We start from the raw sequence: 21630 nt of genomic DNA, 5'->3' as shown, positions 1-21630 counted from the left end.
TTTTCCCAAAACAATCAACTACCACTTCGTAATAACAGTTTTTGCTTTTCTCTTAAAGACTTATCTTCGGTTATACCCTATTTCTGGGGGAACTCCTGTCAAAAATTACCTGCCTCGCCCTCTACTCCCACTCTATAGTGCTCGGCGGTTTGCTGCTTATATCAAAAACCACCCTGTTTACGCCTTTGACTTCATTGATAATCCTGTTCGATATTTGACCGAGAACCTCATAGGGTAGCCTTGCCCAGTCAGCGGTCATGCCATCTACACTTTCCACAGCCCTTATGGCAACAACATTTTCATATGTCCTCTCATCACCCATGACACCAACACTTCTTACAGGGAGAAAGACTGCAAAGGTCTGCCATAACCTGCCATAAAGCCCTGCCTTTTTCACCTCATCGAGGACTATGGCATCTGCCTTTCTCAGGATAGCTAATCTCTCCCCTGTCACCTCTCCTATGCATCTTATGGCAAGGCCAGGGCCAGGGAAGGGATGGCGGTTTATTATCTCATCAGGCATCCCGAGTTCTCTACCAAGGACACGCACCTCGTCTTTAAACAGTTCCCTCAATGGTTCGATGAGCTTCAACTTCATCTTCTTAAGTAGTCCGCCAACATTATGGTGGCTTTTTATAGTGGCTGAAGGCCCTTTAAATGATACGCTTTCTATCACATCAGGGTATAAAGTCCCCTGGGCAAGGAAGCCAACATTCTTCAGTTTCATTGCCTCTTCTTCAAAAACCCTTATGAACTCATTGCCTATAATTTTTCTCTTTTTCTCAGGGTCCTTTACACCTTTAAGTCTCCTTAAAAACCTTTCTGCGGCATCAACGCAGACGATATTCATATGGAAATTCCTCCGCAAGGTATCTTCGACCTTCTTCGCCTCCCCTTCCCTTAACACCCCGTTATCGACAAATATACAGGTAAGGGCGTCTCCGATAGCCTCATGCACCAGAACCGCTGTAACAGCAGAATCAACACCACCGCTTATACCACACACAACGCCTCTGTCTTTAACTTTTTCTTTAATCTCATTTTTTGCAGTATCTATAAAAGACTTCATGGTCCAGGTAGGCTTGCAACCACATATCTCAAAGAGAAAGTTTTTGAGGATGTTCGTCCCCTCTGTCGTATGGGCAACCTCTGGATGAAACTGAAGGGCATAAAACTTCCTCTCCCTATCTGCCATTGCTGCAACAGGGGAATTGTCAGTATGGGCTATTGGTATAAAACCGTGTGGCGCCAGCTCAATCCTGTCACCATGGCTCATCCAGACAGTTGTTTTCTCTGCGATACTCTCAAGTATATCGCTATTGTCATCCACTATGAGCTCTGCACGGCCATATTCCCTCTTCAGAGCCCTGCCAACCTTACCTCCAAGGCAATGTGCCATAAGTTGCATCCCGTAGCAAATACCGAGAACAGGGATATCGAGGTCAAATATACCTATATCAGGAAGAGGTGCTTCCTTATCATAAACACTTGCCGGGCTACCTGATAGAATTATGCCCTTTGGAGCAAATGTCTTAATCCTGTCCAGGGATACGTTGAAGGGAAATATCTCAGAGTAAACCTTATTCTCTCTAACACGTCTTGCTATAAGCTGTGTGTACTGAGAGCCGAAATCAAGGACTAAAATCTTGTTGTCATTTGTCATTGGTCATTTGTCATTTGTCATTGGTCATTGGTCATTCTTTTATTATGACTAATGACTATTGACTAATGACTGTTTTTTACTGTTCTATCCTGTAATTTGGAGACTCTTTTGTGATGATAACGTCATGAACATGACTTTCCCTGAGGCCGGCCTGTGTAATCTTTACAAACCTTGCTTTTTTTCTTAATTCTTCAATATTGCCACAGCCACAGTAGCCCATACCAGACCTCAGGCCACCAATGAGCTGTTGAATGCTCTGGGCAAGGGGGCCCTTATACGGAACCCTTCCCTCAACTCCCTCAGGAACGAGTTTTCTCGCCTCAACGCCCTCCTGAAAATATCTGTCTTTGCTTCCAGACTCCATGGCCCCGAGGGAACCCATTCCCCTGTAAACCTTGTAACTCCTGCCCTGAAAAAGCACTGTTTCGCCCGGGCTCTCGTCAGTGCCAGCAAATAGCCCGCCTATCATTACAGAGCTTGCTCCTGCAGCAAGTGCCTTTGTAATGTCGCCTGAATACTTGATTCCGCCATCAGCAATAATCGGGATATTAGCATCATCAGCAACTTTTGAACATTCCTTTATCGCTGTAATCTGCGGGACGCCAGCCCCTGCAATTATCCTTGTGGTGCATATCGAACCAGGCCCCACGCCAACCTTGACAGCATCTACACCTGCTTTTATCAAATCCCTTGTAGCCTCAGCAGTTGCAACATTCCCTGCAACAATATCCATATCAGAGAACCTCTTCCTCAAGTCTTTTACAATGTTTATAACAGCAGAGGAATGTCCATGTGCGGTGTCAACCACAAGAACGTCTACGCCTGATTTAATAAGGGCCTCTGCCCTTTCCACTGACTCCCTGCCAACCCCTATGGCAGCCCCGACCCTTAATCTCCCATGCTCGTCTTTGCATGCATTAGGATATTTCCTGCGCTTTTCTATATCTTTTATCGTTATAAGGCCAATAAGTTTAAAGTCTTTATCTACAATTGGAAGTTTTTCTATCTTGTATTTGTGGAGAATCTTCTGGGCATCTTCGAGGGTCGTACCTGCAGGGGCTGTGATAAGCCCCTTTTTTGTCATAACCTCTGATACCTTCCTCTGCATATTTGTCTCAAATCTGAGGTCCCTGTTTGTAAGGATTCCTACCAGCTTTTTACCTTTTGTAACAGGCACCCCGGAAATCTTATATTTTTCCATCAGAGATAAGGCCACGGCAAGCTTGTCTTCTGGCCCGATGGTAATTGGGTCCATTATCATACCGCTTTCTGATTTCTTTACTTTATCAACCTCAGCAGCCTGAGTTCCGATAGGCATTGCCCTGTGGATAATGCCAATACCACCCTCCCTCGCAATGGCAATGGCAAGACTGGCCTCGGTCACTGTATCCATAGCAGAACTCACAATCGGTATGTTTATCCTTATGTTTCTTGTAAAGCGGGTACTCACATCGACCTCGCCAGGCAGGACATCAGACTTTGCAGGCAATAAAAGAACATCATCGAAGGTAAGTCCTAATCTAACAGTGTCTTCTAACATAATTCCTCTCTTAAGCCAGGCAAAAAGTGAACAGTTAAGAGTTAAGGTTAATTTCTATATAAGCCTTTTCCCTCAGCCCTTTAATCCAATCGCTATATTTCAACCTAAAGGCATTTTCAAAAAGAATGCCTTTAATCTCTTCTTTAACATGTTCAAGAGCAATGCCCTCTACCCTCTCCTCCACTTTAATAATATGCAGGCCCTTTGAACTCCAGAAAGGTTTACTGACTTCACCTGCCTTAAGGGCAAACGCCATGTCTTCTACCTCTTTGCGGACATCACCACGTTTCACAAAGCCAAGGTCACCACCGAATTTCTTACTTGCATCCTCTGAAACCTCTCTCGCAAGATTTGAAAAGTCCTCTCCCGCCTTTAATCTTTGCACTATTTCCATTGCCTTATTTTCTAAAGCAGCCCTGTCCTCGTCCTTTGTCGGGGACATAAAAAATATCTGTTTTAGTCTGACCTTTTCTGCCTTATATTTTTCTTTATTCGCCTCGTAGTATTCCTTTATCTCCTCATCTGTTATAAGCACCTTTGCCTGAACCTCCTGGCCTACAAGTCTCGATATAAGTATCTGCTCCTTTAATTTAGTTCTGTACTCCTCCAGGGTGAATCCTTCATCCTTCAAAGACTTTATAAAATCATCACTGCTGAGATTGTACTTTTTCTTGATTTCGGTAATTGCATCCTCAACATCTGAGGACTTCATATCAATACCCAACCTCTGAGCCTCCTGGACCTGTAACCGCATATTAATCAATTCGTTTAATGAGTTCTTTTCTAAAACCTTTAATGCCTTTTCTTTTTCTCTATCATCAAGCCCTTTCAGGGCTTCTTTAGCTGCAGGGTCAATGGCCTTTTTAAATTCGCTCCAGGTTATAACCTCCTTGTTTACTGTGGCAACAACCCTATCGAGGAGAATGGCACTGTAGGATGGTGCTGCAAAAAATACCAGCAATACTGGCACTATAATCTTTTTAACTAATCTTTCCATATCTAAATTATCACAGGTAGAGCGGCTTACAGAGCATTATGCCACTGTTTAAATTTTAAATCAAGCTGGTGGGTCATTAAAACCTTTGACTTTTTTGAGCGCTATCATTTAAACTTTTTTTGATATGCATGGTGATACTGTATTAAGCCTTATACTGCAGGCAGGTCTGGTTGTAAAAGGTGTTCTTATTATCCTGCTGTTTTTTTCAGTTTTTTCATGGGCTATCATCTTTTACAAATTCAGGTTCCTATCAAAAGTGGAGAGAGAATCCGAAGATTTTCAGAAGGTCTTTAATAGAAGTAAAAGTCCGCAGGGCCTTTATCTTAGTATAAGAGGTTTCACCTTAACTCCCATGGCCAATCTTTTCAGAGCAGTTTTTACCGCTGAAAAAACATCCATAGACAGGGATGAGCTAAGAAGGATATTAAAAAGGGTTGAGGCCCTTGAGGCAACACGCCTTGAGAGGTATCTTACCTTTCTTGCCACAACCGGCGCCACTACCCCATTTATAGGACTCTTCGGTACAGTATGGGGAATAATGAATGCTTTCAGGGGTATAGGCATGGCCGGTTCTGCCTCCCTTGCAGTCGTCTCCCCTGGAATTGCAGAGGCCCTTATAACCACTGCAGCAGGGCTTGCTGCCGCAATACCTGCTGTGGTTGCATATAACTACTACCTTAGCAAGGCACGCAGGATTATTGTCAGCATGGAGGATTTCTCCCAGGAGCTGACAGATTATTTTGTGAGGAGTTATGGAGAGGAAAAGACGGGCTCTCTCAGAGATTAATGTAACCCCGCTTGTGGACGTTATGCTCGTCCTGCTCATAATCTTTATGGTCACTGCACCGCTCCTGCAACAGGGCATAGACGTCAACCTACCTCAGGCCAGGGGAAAAGAACTACCCACCACCGAAAGAATAATTCTGACAATAAAAAGCAATGGAAAGATCTATATAAACGAAACCCATATAGATATAGCCACTCTAAAATCTAAACTCGCGGGGCGCGCTAACAGAGAGGTCTTCCTGAAGGCAGACAAGAGCGTTCCGTACGGGCTTGTTGTTGAAGTTATGGGCGAGCTAAGGGAAGCTGGCATAGAGAAATTAGGAATGGTCACAGAACCAAAAGCCTTACTCAGATGAGGGAACCAAGTCTTTCCAGAATTACAGTAACCTCAGCAGTGCTTCATTTGATTTTTGCGACCCTTGTCCTTATACCTATTGCAAGCAACAGGAATAGTTTTCACAGGCCTTACTTTGTCACCCTTACCGGGCCTTTTGAAAAACAGGCGGGTAAAGCAAGCATAGAGACTAAAAGCCCTGTTAAGGCAGCAACTCCTCCGAGTGTGACTACAAAAAACACAAAAAGCACCTCAACGGAAACAGCCAAGGTCTCAAAGGAAATAGAGAGACTTCAGGCAATAAACACCCTTAAGAAGTTTAGCAAACTGAGAGAAAAGACAAGAGGCGTTCAGGTTCTTTCTGCCTCAGCAGGTCATCGAGATGAAAGGGCCACCCAGGAAGCAAAAGGTTCGCCTGCACCGCCAGATGCAAAATTAGAAGACAATTATTACAGCTTAATTACAGAAAAGATATGGCAGCAGTGGGTATACCCTGAGTCCGGCAAATCTAACCTCGAGACAATTGTAACAATAAGAATAGGTGTGGATGGCAAGATAATTTCCCGCAGGATTGAAAAACCCTCAGGGGACCCTTTGTTTGACCGCTCAGTTATGAATGCCATTTCAAAATCCAGTCCACTCCCCCCTCCTCCGAGAGAAATAGAGATCGGCGTGAGGTTCCATCTATGAAGAAAAAGTTTAAAGTTAAAAGTTTAAAGTTAAAAGTCTTAATTTTTACCTTTCTACTTGTCACTTGCCACTTGTCACTTGTCACTTGTGTTGATGCCAAGGTTTACATAGATATTACATCGCCTGCCTTCAGAAAGCTCCCTATATCATTAACTGTGACCGGGCATCGAGAAGGCAGAGAAATTCTGGAGGTAGTAAAAAACGACCTGGACTTTACAGGTATTTTTTATCCCATCGAGCAGGGAGCGCCTGGAGCGGAGCTATCGGCCAGGATAGAGGTTAAAACTTCTAATGAGATAATCGCCGATGTCTTTGTCGTAGACTTATTGGAAAATAAAGAAATCCTCAGAAAGCGCTATAATGCACCAGCGAAGCTGCTCAGGGCAGTGGCTCACAGCATTTCAGATGATGTCTTTAAAATTGTCACAGGGCAGAATGGTGTCTTCAGGACAAAGCTCGCATATGTGATAGATTATGGGGTCGAAAAGGAATTACATATAATGGACTGGGATGGATATAATAGCCAGAGGATAGTCTCGAAAGGGCTCAATCTCAGTCCCCAGTGGTCTCATGACGGCAGTCATATCGCCTATTCCTCGCAGAGAGACAGGAACTGGGGAATATACATGATGAACCTGACGGCTTATAAAGAGAAACGGCTTTTTTCATCGCAGAGTTTAAACCTGGCTGGAGGATTTTCACCTGATGGCCTTCTCAGCTTTTCATCATCCAAAGAAGGCAGCCAGGAAATTTATGTAATTTACCCTAATGATGGCTGGACAAAGAAACTTACAAACTCCTCAGGTATTAATGTCTCTCCTGTTTTTTCGCCTGATGGCTCTCACATTGCCTTTGTATCAAACAGGGGAGGAAGCCCCCAGATATATGTGATGAAATTTAATGGGAACAGTCCAAAAAGACTTACCTTTGAGGGCTCTTACAATACCTCACCTGCATGGTCTCTTAGAGGCGATTGGATAGCCTTTGTTGGAAGAAAAAATGGTCATAACCAGATATTTTTGATAAAATTGGATGGTTCGGAAATGAGGCAACTTACAGATAAAGGTAATAATGAGAATCCAACATTTTCTCCGGATGGTATGTTTCTGGCTTTTGACTCAGACAGGGATGGGTCAAAGGGAATCTATATAATGAGGGTTAATGGGGAGGGGGTGAAAAGGATTACGCCAAAAGACATAAAGGCCATGAGCCCAAAATGGTCGCCATATAATAAAAGTAAGAAATAAGAGGATTGATAACTTAAAAAAGGAGGTTTGTCATGAAGAAATTTTTTATCCTGCTGTTGATGGTCTTTATACTGGGGTGTGCAGAGAGGCAGCCAATGCCCACATCAACACTCACACCTGAACAACAGGCTGCCGAAGAAGCAAGAAAAGCAGAGGAGGCGAGGGCAAAGAAAGAAGGAGTTGGGGAGAAGCTTTTGCCCCCGGGCAAAGAAAAAGGGCTTGTAGCCGAAGAAGCGTCCCCTTTCAAAGACATACAATTTGAGTTTGACAGGTACGATATAAGGCCCGACGCAAAACCCGTCCTTGATTCAATTGCTTCGTGGATGAGCAAAAATAAAAAAGCAAACATCCTCATCGAAGGCCACTGTGATGAGCGTGGAACAAATGAATACAACCTCGCACTTGGAGAGAAAAGAGCAAAGGCCACAAAAGACCATCTCATATCCCTGGGTGTTGCTCCAAACAGGATTGCTACTATAAGCTATGGTGAGGAGAAGCCTGCTTGTAACGGGCGCAACGAGGATTGCTGGCAGCGTAACAGGAGGGCACATACTGTTATCGCTAAATAATTAACTCAAAAAATGCGTTAACCACAGAGACACGGAGGCACTGAGAAATGATAAAAAATAAAAATAGGTTTAAAAAACTCTGTGTCTCTGTGCCTCAGTGGTTTTTATTATCTTTGTGGTTTTCTTAATGTATAATTTGGGATAAATGGAGGATGGGAGATGGGAAGCTATAAACTTTTCACTTTTTATTTCTTACTTCTTACTTTTGCCCTATTTGCTGGCTGTGCTACCACGGAAGATGTAGGAAGGGTGCAGTGGGAAGTAAGTGATTTACGGTCTGAAATCGCAAAGGCTAAAGAAACAAACAATAAGGTTCAATCCTTCGAAGATGCCCAGAAAGCCATGGGTAGAGGGCAGTCAGAACTTTTAAGCAGGGTAGAGTCTCTCACAAGGGAAGTCCAGGTCATCAGTGGCAAGCTTGAAGAAAGACAACACCTATCAGAGAAGGCTGTAAAAGAATCTATTTCTGGCAAAGATGTAATTATTGCACAGTTAAAGGATCTGGAAACAAAGGTCAAGGAATTAAAGGAAAGACTTACAGTGCTCGAAGCCGCTGAAAAGGAAAGAAAAGAGGTGGCTGCCAAAAAGACTCAGGAGGCAAAAGAGCAGAAGACAGCAAAAAAAGAACCAAAAGACCTTTATCTGGAAGCCTATGATACTTATAAAAAGGGCAAGACAAAGGAAGCAAGGGAAAGGTTTGAATCTCTAATCAAAGAACACCCAAAAAACGAATATTCCAGCAAGGCCCAGTTCTGGATAGGAGAATCCTACTACAAGGACAAGAATTATGAAAGCGCCATCCTCGCTTATGAAGACTATCTCAGGGAAAACCCGAAAGATGAGAAAACGCCTGAGGCATTGCTAAGACAGGGCTATTCCTTTTATGCCATAGGAGACGCCAAGACCGGCAAGGTGATTCTTGAGAAACTTATTGAGAAATTCCCGAATTCCAGCGAGGCAAAGATGGCAAAGAAAAAACTTGGAGAGACCACAAAAAAGAAAAGATGAAGGACCCATTTGAGAGGAAGATCGATTATATAAGGCTCTCTATTACTGACAGGTGTAACCTGAGATGTATTTATTGCATGCCCTCTGAGGGAGTGAGGCCTATAGAACACAGAGAAATTCTCAGCTATGAAGAGATACTGAGGATCATCAGGATTGCAACAAAGCTCGGCGTAAGGAAAGTAAGGATTACCGGTGGCGAACCACTTGCAAGGAAAAATGTTGCCTACCTCATTTCCTCCCTCAGTGCCATTGACGGCATCACGGATATAAGCCTCACAACAAACGGAGTCCTCCTATCAAAATATGCTGATGAGATTGCCAGGGCCGGCCTCAGCCGTGTCAATGTAAGCCTTGATTCTTTAAGGCCAGAAAGGTATGCAGAGATAACAAGGGGTGGCTCTGTTGACACTGTCATAAGAGGTATAGAGGCCGCTGAAAGGGCCGGCCTCATGCCTGTAAAAATAAACATGGTCCCGATCAGGGGTTTCAATGGTGATGAGATAGAAGAATTTGCGAGGATAACCCTTAAGACGCCTTATCATGTGCGCTTTATAGAGTTCATGCCCATCGGCGCAAAGGATATATGGAGCCATGAGAAGTATATACCAACTAATGAAATACAATCCATCGTAGAAAAGATAGGCTCCCTCACACCTGTGAAGTTAAGGAAGTCAGGGCCTGCAAGGTATTTCAGGTTTGATGGCGCACCAGGTGTAATCGGCTTTATCAGCGCACTAACCCACCATTTCTGTGGAGATTGCAACCGTCTGCGTCTAACAGCAGACGGCAAATTGAGACCCTGCCTCTTCTCAGAGACTGAGATAGATCTGAAGGCCCCCCTTCGCAATGGCGCCTCAGATGGAGAGATAGAGAGACTGTTGAGGCTGTCAGTCGAAATAAAACCAGAAGGCCACTCCGGGCTTCATGCCCTGGGCTCTGATTACCAGAGGCCAATGTCAAAGATTGGAGGATAAAGAAAGTGATTGGCAGTGTGACATTCGAATGTGAAGCTGAGCCCTCCAGGTGACAAAGACAAAAATTATAGCCTTCTCTATTATTTGTATGGCTGTGCATGGCACAGCGATGTTTGCTTTTGGCGCCGTTGATGATTCATGCAGCGAGTTGCCCCCGGACGAAACCTCGATTGAAATTAGCAAGTCTGAACGCATCTTGAAAATTAAAAATGGCGATAAGGTCATCAAGGAATACCCCTGTTCTTTTGGAAAAGGCGGAGATGATACCAAAGAAAAAGCAGGCGATAACAAGACACCTGTTGGCGAATATTATATTTGCGATTTAAAAGATGACAGCCAGTTCTATTATTTTATCCATCTGAGTTACCCCAACATTCAGGACGCAGAGAGGGGTCTTAAGAAAAAGATTATTTCAAAAGAAGAATACAGGCGAATTGAGTCAGCAATAAGCTATAAGAAGCTGCCACCTCAGGATACAAAATTGGGTGGCTTTATCGGGATTCACGGGCTTAACGAGAACCGTGTCTGGTTTGGTGATTTGAATGGACTGATTGACTGGACTCAGGGCTGTATTGCTGTAACAAATGAGGCGATTGATGATATTAAAGCTTATTCAGAAATTGGTATGAAGGTCATCATAAAAGAATAAGCCCAAAGATAGAGATAGAGCTGAGAAATGGAGTAGAACTAATATGGTAGATAGGGAAGGCTGGTGAAGAATTTCTATACGACACCTTATAAAGAAAAACATTATGGATTTGACGAAAAACATTGAAACTAATAAGGTTAAAACAGAATATAAATATCTTGTCGATTATAGAAATTCTGAGACAGCCTTCCCTATCTATATTTTAGAGAATAAGGATGAAAAAGCTAACACATTTTGATAAAGAGGGGCGTGCAAAGATGGTTGACGTAAGTGGCAAACCCTCTACCCCGAGGGAGGCAGTTGCAAGAGGCTGTGTCCTTATGAAGTTAGAGACTTTAAAATTAATTAAAAACAAAAAAATTCAAAAAGGCGATGTCTTTGAAGTAGCGCGGGTTGCCGGGATTATGGCTGCAAAGAAATGCAGCGAACTCATCCCTATGTGTCACCCTCTGAACATTACATCTGTAAATGTCGATCTTAATCTTGATGAGAAAAAAAACAGGGTTGATATAGAGGCGAGGGTGAAGACCGTCGGGCAGACAGGTGTGGAGATGGAGGCGCTCACAGCCGTATCTGCTGCAGCATTAACGATTTATGATATGTGTAAGGCAGTAGATAAAGATATGGTTCTCTCAGATATCATGCTCATGGAAAAAAGGGGCGGTAAAAGCGGAGAGTATAAAAGACGCCTAAATTCTACAACCAAAAAACCACAGAGACACAGAGATTAGTTACCAAAAATTCTCCTGAAGGGCAGCTGCCCCCGATACTTCGGGGTTCGGCAATGATGCACAGAAGTTTGTGCATTCCTGGGTGTGGGGATATGTATCCCTCTTGGTGAAAATATTTATATTTCTATGGGTTATAAAAATGGCATAGAAAGTGCTTTTTATTTTGCTAAAATCTTTAAACTCGGAGAATGGCAATATGCAAGGGAAAATACTTGTGATAGACGACGAGCGAGGGACGAGAGAGTCCTTGAGAATTATATTCAGGGATTCCTATCAGGTCATTTTAGCCGACAGTGCAAAGGCGGGGCTCCAATTACTTGAGAAAGATATAGGACTCGTATTTCTTGACTATATACTGCCTGACATGAATGGCCTTGAGGCATTAGAGGAGATAAAGAAACACTATCCATTAATCCCTGTAGTTATGCTTACGGCCTATGGCACAGAGGAGTTATGCCTTCATGCCTTCAGACTCGGGGCCAGGGATTACATAAAAAAGCCATTTAATGTCAAAGCGCTCCAGGATAAAGTCGATGCCATACTTAATCACATAAAATTTGATTCCTCTCCTCGCCAGGCCATTCCTGCAGATCTGCCGCAATATGAGAGGGTTTTGGAAGATATCCCGCCCCATATCCTTAGTGGCATACTTCTGGCTAAGGAGTACGTGGATGCAAACTATATGGATAATGTAACCCTCCTGGATGCATCCAGAAAGGCAGGGGTAAACAGGGCGTATTTCTGCAAGTATTTTAAGAAGCTCACAGGTCTTTCATACTGCAACTATCTCAACAATTTAAGGATAGAAAAGGCAAAAGAGATGCTCAGAAATAAAAATCTTCGCATAAGTGATGTAGCCTTTACAGTGGGCTATAATGACCTGAGCCATTTTGTTAAAAGCTTCAAGCGGGCCACAGGGCTTTCACCAAAAGTATTCAGGGATTCCCAGTTATAAACCTGGATAAAGCAAAAATCCAGAGAACTCAGAGAGCCATTTTCAGACAAAAATACAAATTTCTTATACAAAAATACATAGAATTCTGGCCTAAAAATTTCTATGATAGAAAAGAGGACAGGATGCTTGTTAATGAGATTGGTTTTTTCTCCCCCCAGTCGCCTGTCTGCCTTGATTGTCTATCAGGCAGACAGGCGTTTTTCGTTATAAAAAAAGACGTCATGGATTTGATAAAAAACATTGAAACTGAAAGGCTACTCTGATTCAGCCCTGCAAACCTTTAAGCCCTTTAATGCCCTGGAATTTTCAGGGTCCCATTTAAGGGCATTCTCAAATTCGTGTTGTGCCCTTTTCTTAAGTCCTGCCTTAAGATAAATGTGACCAAGGTTTGCATAATGGTCTGCATTATAAGGTTCAAGTTCAATCGCCCTTTGCAGCGCCTCTTCTGCCTCTTTCTGCCTCTTGGGTACCCTGCTCAGAGCCAGTGAAAGATGACTCCAGTACTTAGCCCTTTCTGGCTCCAGCTTTGTGGCATTTCTGAATAGATCAGCGGCAGCCCAGAAGTTTCCTTTCTTAAACTCTTCAATGCCTCGCCTGAACTGTTCTTCTGAACGGTTTACCTCATCACTGGATTTCTTTTGCGGCTCAAAAAGTGACGCATTGTATTTTTTTCTCTTCTCATCATCTTTAAGGGTATCATAGGCTGTGTTGAGGCGGGTAAATATCTCTGTAAGTTTATCTTTCAATGTCGCGTCAGAGGTAGAATAGTATCTGTCAGGGTGATAATTCTTTGCAGCGAGGAAGTAAGCACGTTTAATTTTCGATAGGGGGGCATCTATATCTACACCGAGGAGTTCGTAATAGTTTAAACGCCCCAGGCTGTTAGATATATCCAGGACCTTCTGTATAAATGCGTCGTCCTCATGACGGGTAGGGGCTTCCTGTTCTTTTAATATCTCCTCAACTGATATGCTCATAGTATCTTCAAGTTTTTTCTCGACAATACCGAGGGTATAGAGCATGTAAATAGCCTTCATGGCTTCAAAGGAGCCGAGCTTTGAATGTTCTATTATTTCTTTTATAGTTCTTCTACCATTAACAAGAGTAAGTATTTTTTTGTCCTGCTTATTAAGTCCGACATCCTGGAAAAGGCAAAGAGGGTCTTCGCTTATTGTCAGCATAACATCGGTTCTGGGTATCTCACTCCTTATCCTTACTGAATTATTTATCCTGCTGACCCCCCCATAGATAAGGTTGCCCATGCTCATCTTCAAGGTAATCACCTCATCGGTTGGGGGTCCCTCTTCGAATGAGAACAAGCCGTCTTCCCACTGAAACAGGCTGTAAATAATCTCCTGAACCTGATACTTCACCCCCCAGAAAAGGTCCTTTGGTGTCAGATACCCTAACTCCACAAGGATTACTCCCTGCCTTTTACCTGTTTTTTTAAGGAGCTCTACTGATTTGTCGTATTGGTCGAGGGTAATTTTACCTGCCTTAAGAAGCATTTCACCGAGGCGGTCATCATTGTAATTTGAAGAGGCAAATATGGCATCGCCTTTTTTGAAGTAAATCTTCTTCTTTAAATCCCCCTTTTCAAGGCTGAGTGTCCCTGTTTTCTGCTGCCTGTTGAGGTTAATGAGTATCTCAGACAGGCTATAATCTTTGAGATTTCCTTTAACAGGGATTTCCTCTTTCACTATTATTTAGACCTCTTTTTTGTTTTAGTAGTGGTCCTGGATGATTTATCTTTGGATAATTTATCTAATTTACCTGTTAAGACGTTGACCTCAGTCTTAAGGGAATCACGCTCTTTTTCCAATGCCTTGACCTCACTCAAAAGAACGTTTTTCTCTTTCTCTGTTCGTTCCTTTGTTAAGACAATCTCCTGTTCTTTTTCAGAAAGTTCTTGTTTGAGTTTCGCTGTGTAACCACCCACTGCAATAAGACTGAGTGATAGAAGGATGATCAAAATAAACAGGCTGATTGGTTTTCTGTTTTTTTCAAGTCGTTCGATGTCCTTTTCAAGCGGTGTTTTAACTGACATTATTTATACCTCCTTACTTTAAAACGATAGATTTCAATATCTTCCTCAGGGGATATTCCAGCCTTAAACCTCACAATCCTTAACTGTTCTTCCACCGTATCAACACCCTCAAGGTCAGGAAGGAGGAGCCCGCTCCTCAGTCCTTTTTTGACTACTACCCCAAATCTTTTAGGGTCGAGGTCTCTCTTATCATACACCCTTTCAGGCGGTGAAAGCACATCAACAGAATATTTAATTTCATCGAGCTCGGCCAAACTTACAGGGGGAAACCTCGGGTCCTGTGTTGATGCACTTATAGCATTCTGAATTACCTCTTTGGCTACATTTTCAGTGGTAGGCGTATATGTCCCGATACAACCCCTGAGTTCACCATTTTTTTTAAGGGAAACAAATACCCCGGCTCTTTCTTTCATCTCAGCGGTAAGCTCTGCTGGAGGCTTTATAATCTGGCCGTACTTTATGTATGCCTCAACTGTTTCCTTTGCGAGTTTTACAATAGGGTGCATAGTTATTTAGAAGGCAAAAAGGCACAGAGGCACAAAAAAATCTGTGCTCTGTGCCTCTGTGTTCATCGTTTCCTCCTTAAAGAATAATCTGCAATGGCAAGGAGAGCTGTTTTTTCATCAGAATCTTTGAATACGTCGAGCTCGGTTTTGGCTTCATTAACAAGTTGCTGGGCCTTTGCATAGGAGCGACTGATTGATCCGTATTTATTCAGGAGGTCCGCTATATAATCCAGATCTTTTCTGGAAGTAGTCTTTGAATTGATAATTCTCTTAATTCTGTTGACCTCTTCCTTATTCACCTGCTTGAGAAGGTATATAATGGGCAGGGTGATTTTGCCTTCTTCAAGGTCTTTGCCGAGGTTTTTGCCGAGGGCCTTCCTGTCTGCCATATAATCGAGTATGTCATCGACCATCTGAAAAGCGAGGCCAACCTTTAATCCAAAAGAGCCGAGGGCATCCTCTTTTACCTGTCCTGCTTCGCCGAGAATAGCTCCGACCTTGCAGGCCGCTGACATAAGCATGGCTGTTTTATCCCTGATTATTCTTATATAGTCTTCTTCGGATATGTCAGAGTCCGCAATCTTATCAAGCTGAAAAAGCTCGCCCTCGGTCATCCTGGTTGTGGCCCAGGAAAGGGCATCCATAATCTTCTGGTTTTTCATGGACACAGCGAGCATCAAGGCATTTGAGTATAGAAAATCACCAACAAGGATTACCACCTGGTTGCCCCAGATGGAATGTGCCGAGGCACGGCCTCTCCTCATCTTTGCGCCGTCAACCACATCGTCATGTAGCAGAGATGCTGTATGTATTGACTCAATAATGCCGGCAAGGATAATTTCCTTTTCCCCTTTATAGCCAGAAAGCCTTGAGCTGAGGATAAGCAAAAGAGGTCTGATACGTTTTCCTCCGCCCTGTAGGAGGTAGTTGCCGACTGCAGATATGGCAGGCACGTGGGCCTTCAGATTATTTTTTATTCTATCCTCTACCTCTTTGAGGTCTTTTTGATAAAAATCCCAGATTTCCTGAATCATCATCTTCTAAATCATAGGCCAGGCATTAAAAAGTTGTCAAGACTGGTTGGAATTCATAAGTTTGCTCAAATCCTCAGGCCTGAAGGCCCCTTTCTCTGTAATGATTGCGGTTATATATCTGGCAGGTGTGACATCAAAGGCAGGGTTTCTGGTCCTCACACCATCAGGCGCTATCTGACAGTTAGAGATATGAGTAATCTCCCTGGAATCCCTTTCTTCGATGGGGATTAATTCTCCTCGGGGAATTGAAAAATCAATACTGCTCAAAGGGGCAGCCACATAAAATGGGATGTTGTGCTCTTCACAGAGTACAGCAAGGGAATAAGTGCCTATCTTGTTCGCAACGTCACCATTCTTAGCCGTCCTGTCAGTGCCAACAATGCAGAGGTCTATTTCTCCTGCCTTCATAAGAGACCCTGCAGCGCTATCCACAATCAGTGTCACAGGTATCCCCTCCTCCATCAGCTCCCATGCAGTCAACCTTGCCCCCTGAAGCACAGGCCTTGTTTCATCTGCTATAACATTAACTCTTTTGCCCTGCTCACGGGCTACCAGTATAGGAGCCGTGGCAGTGCCATAACCCCCTGTTGCGAGAGAGCCTGCATTACAATGGGTGAGTATTGTATCACCATCTTTTATAAATTGAGCCCCCCATCTGCCAATTGCCTTATTGACTTCAATGTCTTCTCTAAGGATTTTATTTGCCTCATCAATAAGCAATGTTTTTAAATTGTCAACTGATTTGTCTTTATGCGCTAAAATGAATTTTCTTATCCTTTCGACTGCCCATTTTATGTTTACTGCTGTCGGCCGTGTAGAGAGCATTGTATCAAAGATTGGTTCGACCTTTTTAACAAATTCGTCAAAGCTATTTATCTTTATCTCCTGAGCGCCGAGGGCAATTCCCATTGCAGCAGCAATTCCTATTGCAGGAGCTCCTCTTATCCAGAGCTTTTTTATACCCTCTGCAACCATCCTGTAATCTGTGCATTCGACATAAGCAACCTCTAAAGGTAGCCTGCTCTGATCAAGCATTACTACCTTGCCCTCTTTCCATTCAATGGCCCTGACCATTATGTCTTCCATGCTACGGTCATAACCAAAAAGACTGCTGTAAGGGCTATCAGAACAACCACTGTACCCCACGAGATGTAATTATAACTTTTCGGATTTATGTGCTCTCCCATAATAGCACGGTTATTCACAAGAGATAAGGCAAAGACAAGGACAAATGGCAGAAGAATTCCATTAACTACAGATGAAAGGATCATGAACAATATCAGCGGGGCTCCTGGTATGAGCACCAACACGCAGGAGAAGACTATTAGGACTGTGTATATCCACATAAATTGAGGCGCCTCTTTAAATGTCTTATTCACCCCTGCCTCCCAACCCATGGCTTCACATACGTAATAGGCAGTTGCAAGTGGCACAATAATGGCTCCGAGAATGGATGCATTGGCAAGGCTTACAGCAAAAAGCCCTGAAGCATACTGCCCTGCCAGGGGTTTTAAGGCGATTGCTGCTTCATGGGCTTCATTAACCCTTATTCCGTAAGGGAAGAGGGTTGTGGCGCAGGTGACAATAATAAAAAAAGCAATTATATCAGTTATGGAACAGCCAATTATTACATCGAGCCTCGATGCCTTGTAATGCTCTTTCCTGATGCCCTTCTCGGCAATGGATGACTGAAGATAAAACTGCATCCACGGAGTTATGGTTGTTCCTATTATGGCTATTGTTAGCATCATATACTCAGCATCCCATTTGAGGGTAGGGACAATGGTGTTGTAAGCAACTTGAGCCCAGTCTGGCTTTGAAAGCACCCCTGAGATTATATAGCCTAAATAAAGCAGGCAGGCCACAAGGAGTATCCGCTCCAACAGCCTGTAACTACCCCTTGTTACGAGGAGCCAGATAAAGACAGCGCCGAAGGGCACCATAATATATTTGCTCAGGCCAAAAATTTCCATGCTCGCTGCCCATCCAGCAAAATTAGCAACAGTAGTCCCAAAATTTGCAAAAAGGAGCGCTAACATCATATAAAAGGTAGGCCTAACCCCGTAGTTTTCACGTATGAGGTCAGAAAGCCCTTTCCCTGTTATTACTCCCATCCTCGCTACCATCTCCTGGACAACCACAAGGGCCACGGTAGTAGGGATAAGGATCCAGAGCAGGGAGTAGCCAAAGCGTGCACCGGCAACTGAGTATGTAGCAATGCCGCTGGCGTCATTGTCGAGATTGGCAGTTATAATCCCGGGGCCCATTATGGATAGAAATATCAGAAAGCTTTTCCAGCGGCTCACACTCTCCTCCTTTTCTTCCTTGCTGCTGGAGGGAGGAAGATATCTATTACATCATCGATTGTGACTATACCGAGAAGAAAATTTTCCGGGTCTATTACAGGAATGGCGAGGAGGTTATATTTGGATAGCATTTCTGCCACAACTCTCTGGTCTGATTCAGGGGCAACTGTCTTCAGTTTTGTCTCCATTATCTCAGAAAGTGGGGCGTCAGGTGGCGCGAGAAGGAGTTCTCTAAGAGATATAACGCCGATGAGCTTTTCTTCAACATCCACAATATAAATATAATAAACTGTCTCCACCTCCCTGGCATCTTCTCTAAACCGCTCAATCGCTTCACTGACTCTAAGTCCAGGGGCATAAGCGATGTATTCATTGGTCATAAGTCCACCCGAGGTATCCTCCTCATGGCCGAGGAGCTCCTGAATATCTTCTGCCTCCTCTTTTTCAATTAGCTCTAAGATTTCTTTTGCCTTCTCTGCTGGAAGGTCTGCAATGACATCAGCCGCTTCATCAGGAGGCATCCTTTCTATAATATCAGAGGCTTGTTCTTTATCTATCCTGCCTATTATGGCTGCCTGGACATCGGGCTCAAGTTCGTGAAGTGCCTCAGCAGCAGTCTCAGGGTCAAGCCCTTTAAAAAGGGCTGCACCCTCGAGGTGAGAGACCTGGCTTATAATCTCAGCGATATCTGCTGGATGGAGTTCTGACAACATCTGCCTCGGCACAGTAAGAGAGATTGTGGTCAATTTTGGTTCAAGTGGCTGGATATAGTTCCAGCTTATCAGGTTTTGAGAGAGTTTCTTGCCAAAAATTCTGAACAGATTTTCTCCTCTATGCTCTATGCCCAGACGCCTCAGTATCCCCCGCATACCAACATCAACAGCAATAAGGCAGGCATCACCGTCAAATCCCTCGAGCTTTACATCATTGACCCTGACCACCTTGGCTCCATTGGCATCGACTATCTGTTTGTCGAGGATATCCCTGCTAATAAGGAGGTCGTCCTCTGAGAAGACATAGGGTTTTAAGCTTCCTGCGCGCACACTTGAGGATATTATGCGTTTATTGAAAATACTGAGGTCCTCCCAGTTAAGGCGATACTGCACCTTTTTCTTCTCTATAATCAAGGCAGACAGCCTGGGAAGGGGTTCACCCCTGACCACAATAAAATCTCTTACAAAACCCAACTCTTCACCTGACGGATCAAGCACGGGTTTTTTTATAAGTTCGCTTACAAAAAGCTCACCAAAAAGGGGCACTTAAACCTCCACTCACTATTCATCAACTTCTGAGCTTCCGAACTTCAGAGCTTCAGCCTTCAGAATCTCAGAATTTTAGTTAAGTATACATACAGGAGAGGGTTTTCGGCAACCCCGTTGCTATGCCGTTGAAGGTTCCGGTTATGGTGCCGATGAGAAGGATGATTGGGCTGATAAATATTATGGCCTCGAGGTTTCTTACAAAAAGCAGATAGGCAAGGAAGAGCTGGGCAAGGTTGTGGGTTATTGCTCCGAGAAGGCTAAAGCCTATTGGCCCGAAGATTCTTCCTGATATCCCCCTTACAGCACCCATTGCCAATGTGCTTGACACGCCGCCACCAAGGCTCAGTATAAAGGCAGGGCCGAGAAATGTCCCGGTTATCATACTTCCAACAAAGACCCTGATTAATGTAACCATCATGCCTGCCCTGAAACCGTGCATTATCAGAGTGGCGAGGGTAATGATATTTGCAAGTCCCAGCCTCAGCCAGGGGATTGGCGTTGGTATCAGTGCTTCAAGACTATGGAGAACAATGGCATAAGCAGAAAGAAGGGCTATATGGACGTTATTTTGTGATGGCATCGTAAGGGCCGCTGCTGGATTGTCTCTGGTTAAAACCTCCGACTGATACGACAAACCTGTTCGGAAGGCATATTATTGAGCCGCGGTCAATCCATCCCTGATAAACGCACAATTTATTTGGGCAGGAAGCCTCTTTTATATGAACTCGGCCATTTTTTATTTCAATGACATTATCACCGATAGGGCCTGTAACTTTAACTGTCCTGTTCTCCTCTATAGAAAGGAGATAGGCTGTATTGCCGGCTACTGTGACCTTTACAAGACCGCCTGCGGGAAATAGGTCTTTTACAAATAAAAAGCTGATTAGAGTTGCAATAAATAGAGAGATAAAAAGAATCTTATCTCCGAGTGTGGCCATGCTAAGGAGTCTTTTCAATCTTTACTTCTCCTTTGATGTCCCCTGTCATGGAGATTTTATTGTTGCTATCAACCATTATGCCGCCAAGGCCCAGGGATTCAAGTAGTTTCATTCCTCTTTCAGGGCCGAGGACAAGAACACCAGTCGAAATGGCATCAGCCATGTAGCCATCAGAAGCAATTACAGTGACACTTATGAGACCCTTTGCAGGCTGCCCGGTTTCTGGATTGAGTATGTGATGGTAGCGCTCTTTATCCTTTATAAAAAATCTTTGATAATCTCCGGATGTTGACACTGCCCTATCTTTTAGATAAAAGCTTGCCATAATGTCCCCCGCCGATGGCGGGGTCAACATCTCCCGGTCCCCAGGCATTTGACTGCCGACTGAATTTTTTGCAGGTCTCGGGTTCTGGAGCCCGACCTTCCACGGAATGCCGTCATGGTTTAATCCAAAACCCTTTATATCGCCTGCAATGGCTATAAGGGCTGCCTTGATTCCCTTTGCCTTTATAGCCTCTAATGCCCTGTCAGCCGCATAGCCTTTTGCAATCCCTCCGAGGTCAAGTTCCATGCCCCTTTTTTCTAAGAATATCTCTGATGTTGATTCGTTTATCTTCACCTTCCTGTAGTCAACGAGGGCAAGGGCATTTTTTATTTCCTTTCTGTCCGGGATGGTCTTTAATTCGAAATTCCATAATTTCATCACAGGCCCTATGGTCGGCTCAAATGCTCCTCCTGTTAGCCTGGCGACATCGACTGCTTTTTTAATGACCTCAAGGGTCTCAGGGCTTACCTTTACAGGGTTGACCCCTGAGGCCCTGTTAATGGCTGATAGCTCGCTGTCCTGGGAAAAGTAGTTCAGGAGTTTATCAAGGCGCTTTATCTCAGCAAAAGCAGCCTCAACTGCATCCTTTGCTTTTCTTTCTGATGGACTTACCACTGTCACAGTCACATCAGTGTCCATTGCTATCTCTGTCTGTCTGTATGTTTTTTCTTTCTCTACACTGCAACCTGATAAAAGCAGCGAGCAGTAAATAGCAAACAGTAAACAGTAAACCAGCCTCATACAAAAATACCTTCCTGTCGGGATAGTAGTTTATTTTTTAAAAATGCCCCTGTATAGGACATCGGATTTTCTACAACCTCCTCGGGAGTTCCTGACGCCACTATGCGGCCGCCTTCCTCACCGCCTTCAGGGCCGAGGTCAATTATATAGTCTGCATTCTTTATAACCTCGATATTGTGCTCAATGACTACTACAGTGTTTCCAGCATCTACAAGACTTTTTAATACTTCGAGGAGCCTCTGTATGTCCACAAAGTGAAGCCCTGTTGTGGGTTCATCAAGGATATATAAGGTCTTCCCTGTAGCCCTCTTGCTTAATTCCCTCGATA

At 43.8% G+C, this 21630-nt stretch carries 25 protein-coding genes; 11 read left to right on the top strand and 14 right to left on the bottom strand.

Annotated elements, in window-relative coordinates; all coding sequences use genetic code 11:
- Window positions 1-121: 121 nt before the first annotated feature.
- The 3 genes from guaA to HZC12_01425 form a co-directional block, all read right to left on the bottom strand.
- The gene (guaA, locus tag HZC12_01435) at window positions 122-1663 is read right to left on the bottom strand and encodes a glutamine-hydrolyzing GMP synthase (GenBank protein ID MBI5025395.1); all 1542 of its coding nucleotides are present in this window, start codon (window positions 1661-1663) and stop codon (window positions 122-124) included.
- Window positions 1664-1739: 76 nt separating this feature from the next.
- Window positions 1740-3203 carry an IMP dehydrogenase gene (guaB, locus tag HZC12_01430; GenBank protein ID MBI5025394.1) on the bottom strand — a complete coding sequence of 488 codons (1464 nt, stop codon included), beginning with the start codon at window positions 3201-3203 and terminating at the stop codon, window positions 1740-1742.
- Window positions 3204-3237: 34 nt separating this feature from the next.
- Window positions 3238-4200 carry a peptidylprolyl isomerase gene (locus HZC12_01425; GenBank protein MBI5025393.1) on the bottom strand — a complete coding sequence of 321 codons (963 nt, stop codon included), beginning with the start codon at window positions 4198-4200 and terminating at the stop codon, window positions 3238-3240.
- 124 nt (window positions 4201-4324) lie between these two features.
- Between HZC12_01425 and tolQ the strand changes: the two genes are divergently transcribed.
- From tolQ to HZC12_01370, 11 genes are all read left to right on the top strand, one after another.
- Window positions 4325-4987 carry a protein TolQ gene (tolQ, locus tag HZC12_01420; protein MBI5025392.1) on the top strand — a complete coding sequence of 221 codons (663 nt, stop codon included), beginning with the start codon at window positions 4325-4327 and terminating at the stop codon, window positions 4985-4987.
- Complete coding sequence (gene tolR, locus HZC12_01415; protein ID MBI5025391.1) at window positions 4953-5342, top strand: protein TolR; 390 nt, start codon at window positions 4953-4955, stop codon at window positions 5340-5342. The genes tolQ and tolR overlap by 35 nt, the downstream gene beginning before the upstream one ends.
- On the top strand, window positions 5339-6010 hold the full coding sequence (locus tag HZC12_01410; protein MBI5025390.1) for a cell envelope integrity protein TolA: 672 nt from the start codon (window positions 5339-5341) through the stop codon (window positions 6008-6010). Before tolR ends, HZC12_01410 begins: the two co-directional genes overlap by 4 nt.
- Window positions 6007-7257 (top strand): PD40 domain-containing protein, encoded by a 1251-nt coding sequence (locus HZC12_01405; GenBank protein MBI5025389.1) that lies wholly within the window; start codon window positions 6007-6009, stop codon window positions 7255-7257. The genes HZC12_01410 and HZC12_01405 overlap by 4 nt, the downstream gene beginning before the upstream one ends.
- A 59-nt stretch (window positions 7258-7316) precedes the next feature.
- Complete coding sequence (pal, locus tag HZC12_01400; GenBank protein MBI5025388.1) at window positions 7317-7826, top strand: peptidoglycan-associated lipoprotein Pal; 510 nt, start codon at window positions 7317-7319, stop codon at window positions 7824-7826.
- A gap of 159 nt (window positions 7827-7985) precedes the next feature.
- Window positions 7986-8834 carry a tol-pal system protein YbgF gene (ybgF, locus tag HZC12_01395; GenBank protein MBI5025387.1) on the top strand — a complete coding sequence of 283 codons (849 nt, stop codon included), beginning with the start codon at window positions 7986-7988 and terminating at the stop codon, window positions 8832-8834.
- Window positions 8831-9808, top strand: a complete 978-nt coding sequence (gene moaA / locus HZC12_01390) for a GTP 3',8-cyclase MoaA (GenBank protein ID MBI5025386.1) — start codon at window positions 8831-8833, stop codon at window positions 9806-9808. The genes ybgF and moaA overlap by 4 nt, the downstream gene beginning before the upstream one ends.
- A gap of 49 nt (window positions 9809-9857) precedes the next feature.
- Window positions 9858-10457 (top strand): L,D-transpeptidase family protein, encoded by a 600-nt coding sequence (locus tag HZC12_01385; GenBank protein MBI5025385.1) that lies wholly within the window; start codon window positions 9858-9860, stop codon window positions 10455-10457.
- Between the two features lie 215 nt (window positions 10458-10672).
- Entirely contained in the window at window positions 10673-11188 is a 516-nt protein-coding gene (gene moaC / locus HZC12_01380; GenBank protein ID MBI5025384.1) for a cyclic pyranopterin monophosphate synthase MoaC, read from the top strand.
- A gap of 196 nt (window positions 11189-11384) precedes the next feature.
- Window positions 11385-12143 carry a response regulator gene (locus tag HZC12_01375; GenBank protein MBI5025383.1) on the top strand — a complete coding sequence of 253 codons (759 nt, stop codon included), beginning with the start codon at window positions 11385-11387 and terminating at the stop codon, window positions 12141-12143.
- Window positions 12144-12265: 122 nt separating this feature from the next.
- Window positions 12266-12406 carry a hypothetical protein gene (locus HZC12_01370; GenBank protein MBI5025382.1) on the top strand — a complete coding sequence of 47 codons (141 nt, stop codon included), beginning with the start codon at window positions 12266-12268 and terminating at the stop codon, window positions 12404-12406.
- On the opposite strand, the gene HZC12_01365 is transcribed toward HZC12_01370, so the two are convergent.
- The 11 genes from HZC12_01365 to HZC12_01315 all read right to left on the bottom strand — a co-directional run.
- On the bottom strand, window positions 12398-13843 hold the full coding sequence (locus tag HZC12_01365) for a DUF4388 domain-containing protein (GenBank protein ID MBI5025381.1): 1446 nt from the start codon (window positions 13841-13843) through the stop codon (window positions 12398-12400). The genes HZC12_01370 and HZC12_01365 overlap by 9 nt on opposite strands.
- Window positions 13844-13845: 2 nt before the next feature.
- The gene (locus HZC12_01360; GenBank protein MBI5025380.1) at window positions 13846-14190 is read right to left on the bottom strand and encodes a hypothetical protein; all 345 of its coding nucleotides are present in this window, start codon (window positions 14188-14190) and stop codon (window positions 13846-13848) included.
- A complete protein-coding gene (gene amrA / locus HZC12_01355) occupies window positions 14190-14696 on the bottom strand; it encodes an AmmeMemoRadiSam system protein A (protein MBI5025379.1) in 507 nt (168 codons plus the stop codon). Before amrA ends, HZC12_01360 begins: the two co-directional genes overlap by 1 nt.
- Before the next feature lie 62 nt (window positions 14697-14758).
- A complete protein-coding gene (locus HZC12_01350; protein ID MBI5025378.1) occupies window positions 14759-15733 on the bottom strand; it encodes a polyprenyl synthetase family protein in 975 nt (324 codons plus the stop codon).
- 33 nt (window positions 15734-15766) lie between these two features.
- Window positions 15767-16807 (bottom strand): S-methyl-5-thioribose-1-phosphate isomerase, encoded by a 1041-nt coding sequence (mtnA, locus tag HZC12_01345; GenBank protein MBI5025377.1) that lies wholly within the window; start codon window positions 16805-16807, stop codon window positions 15767-15769.
- Window positions 16804-17997 carry an Nramp family divalent metal transporter gene (locus tag HZC12_01340; GenBank protein ID MBI5025376.1) on the bottom strand — a complete coding sequence of 398 codons (1194 nt, stop codon included), beginning with the start codon at window positions 17995-17997 and terminating at the stop codon, window positions 16804-16806. Before HZC12_01340 ends, mtnA begins: the two co-directional genes overlap by 4 nt.
- Before the next feature lie 35 nt (window positions 17998-18032).
- Window positions 18033-19295 carry a magnesium transporter gene (locus HZC12_01335; protein ID MBI5025375.1) on the bottom strand — a complete coding sequence of 421 codons (1263 nt, stop codon included), beginning with the start codon at window positions 19293-19295 and terminating at the stop codon, window positions 18033-18035.
- 79 nt (window positions 19296-19374) lie between these two features.
- On the bottom strand, window positions 19375-19878 hold the full coding sequence (locus HZC12_01330) for a Gx transporter family protein (GenBank protein MBI5025374.1): 504 nt from the start codon (window positions 19876-19878) through the stop codon (window positions 19375-19377).
- Window positions 19862-20254, bottom strand: coding sequence for a NusG domain II-containing protein (locus HZC12_01325; protein ID MBI5025373.1), 393 nt, complete (start codon window positions 20252-20254; stop codon window positions 19862-19864). Before HZC12_01325 ends, HZC12_01330 begins: the two co-directional genes overlap by 17 nt.
- The gene (locus tag HZC12_01320; GenBank protein ID MBI5025372.1) at window positions 20238-21302 is read right to left on the bottom strand and encodes an FAD:protein FMN transferase; all 1065 of its coding nucleotides are present in this window, start codon (window positions 21300-21302) and stop codon (window positions 20238-20240) included. Before HZC12_01320 ends, HZC12_01325 begins: the two co-directional genes overlap by 17 nt.
- Window positions 21299-21630: excinuclease ABC subunit UvrA (locus tag HZC12_01315; GenBank protein ID MBI5025371.1), on the bottom strand; the 332-nt coding region annotated here is incomplete at its 5' end. The genes HZC12_01315 and HZC12_01320, both read right to left, overlap by 4 nt.

This window comes from Nitrospirota bacterium (assembly GCA_016214385.1).
Taxonomy (GTDB): domain Bacteria; phylum Nitrospirota; class Thermodesulfovibrionia; order UBA6902; family JACROP01; genus JACROP01.
The sequence above is the reverse complement of the archived record's forward strand: the minus strand, read 5'-3'. Positions and strand labels throughout refer to the sequence as shown.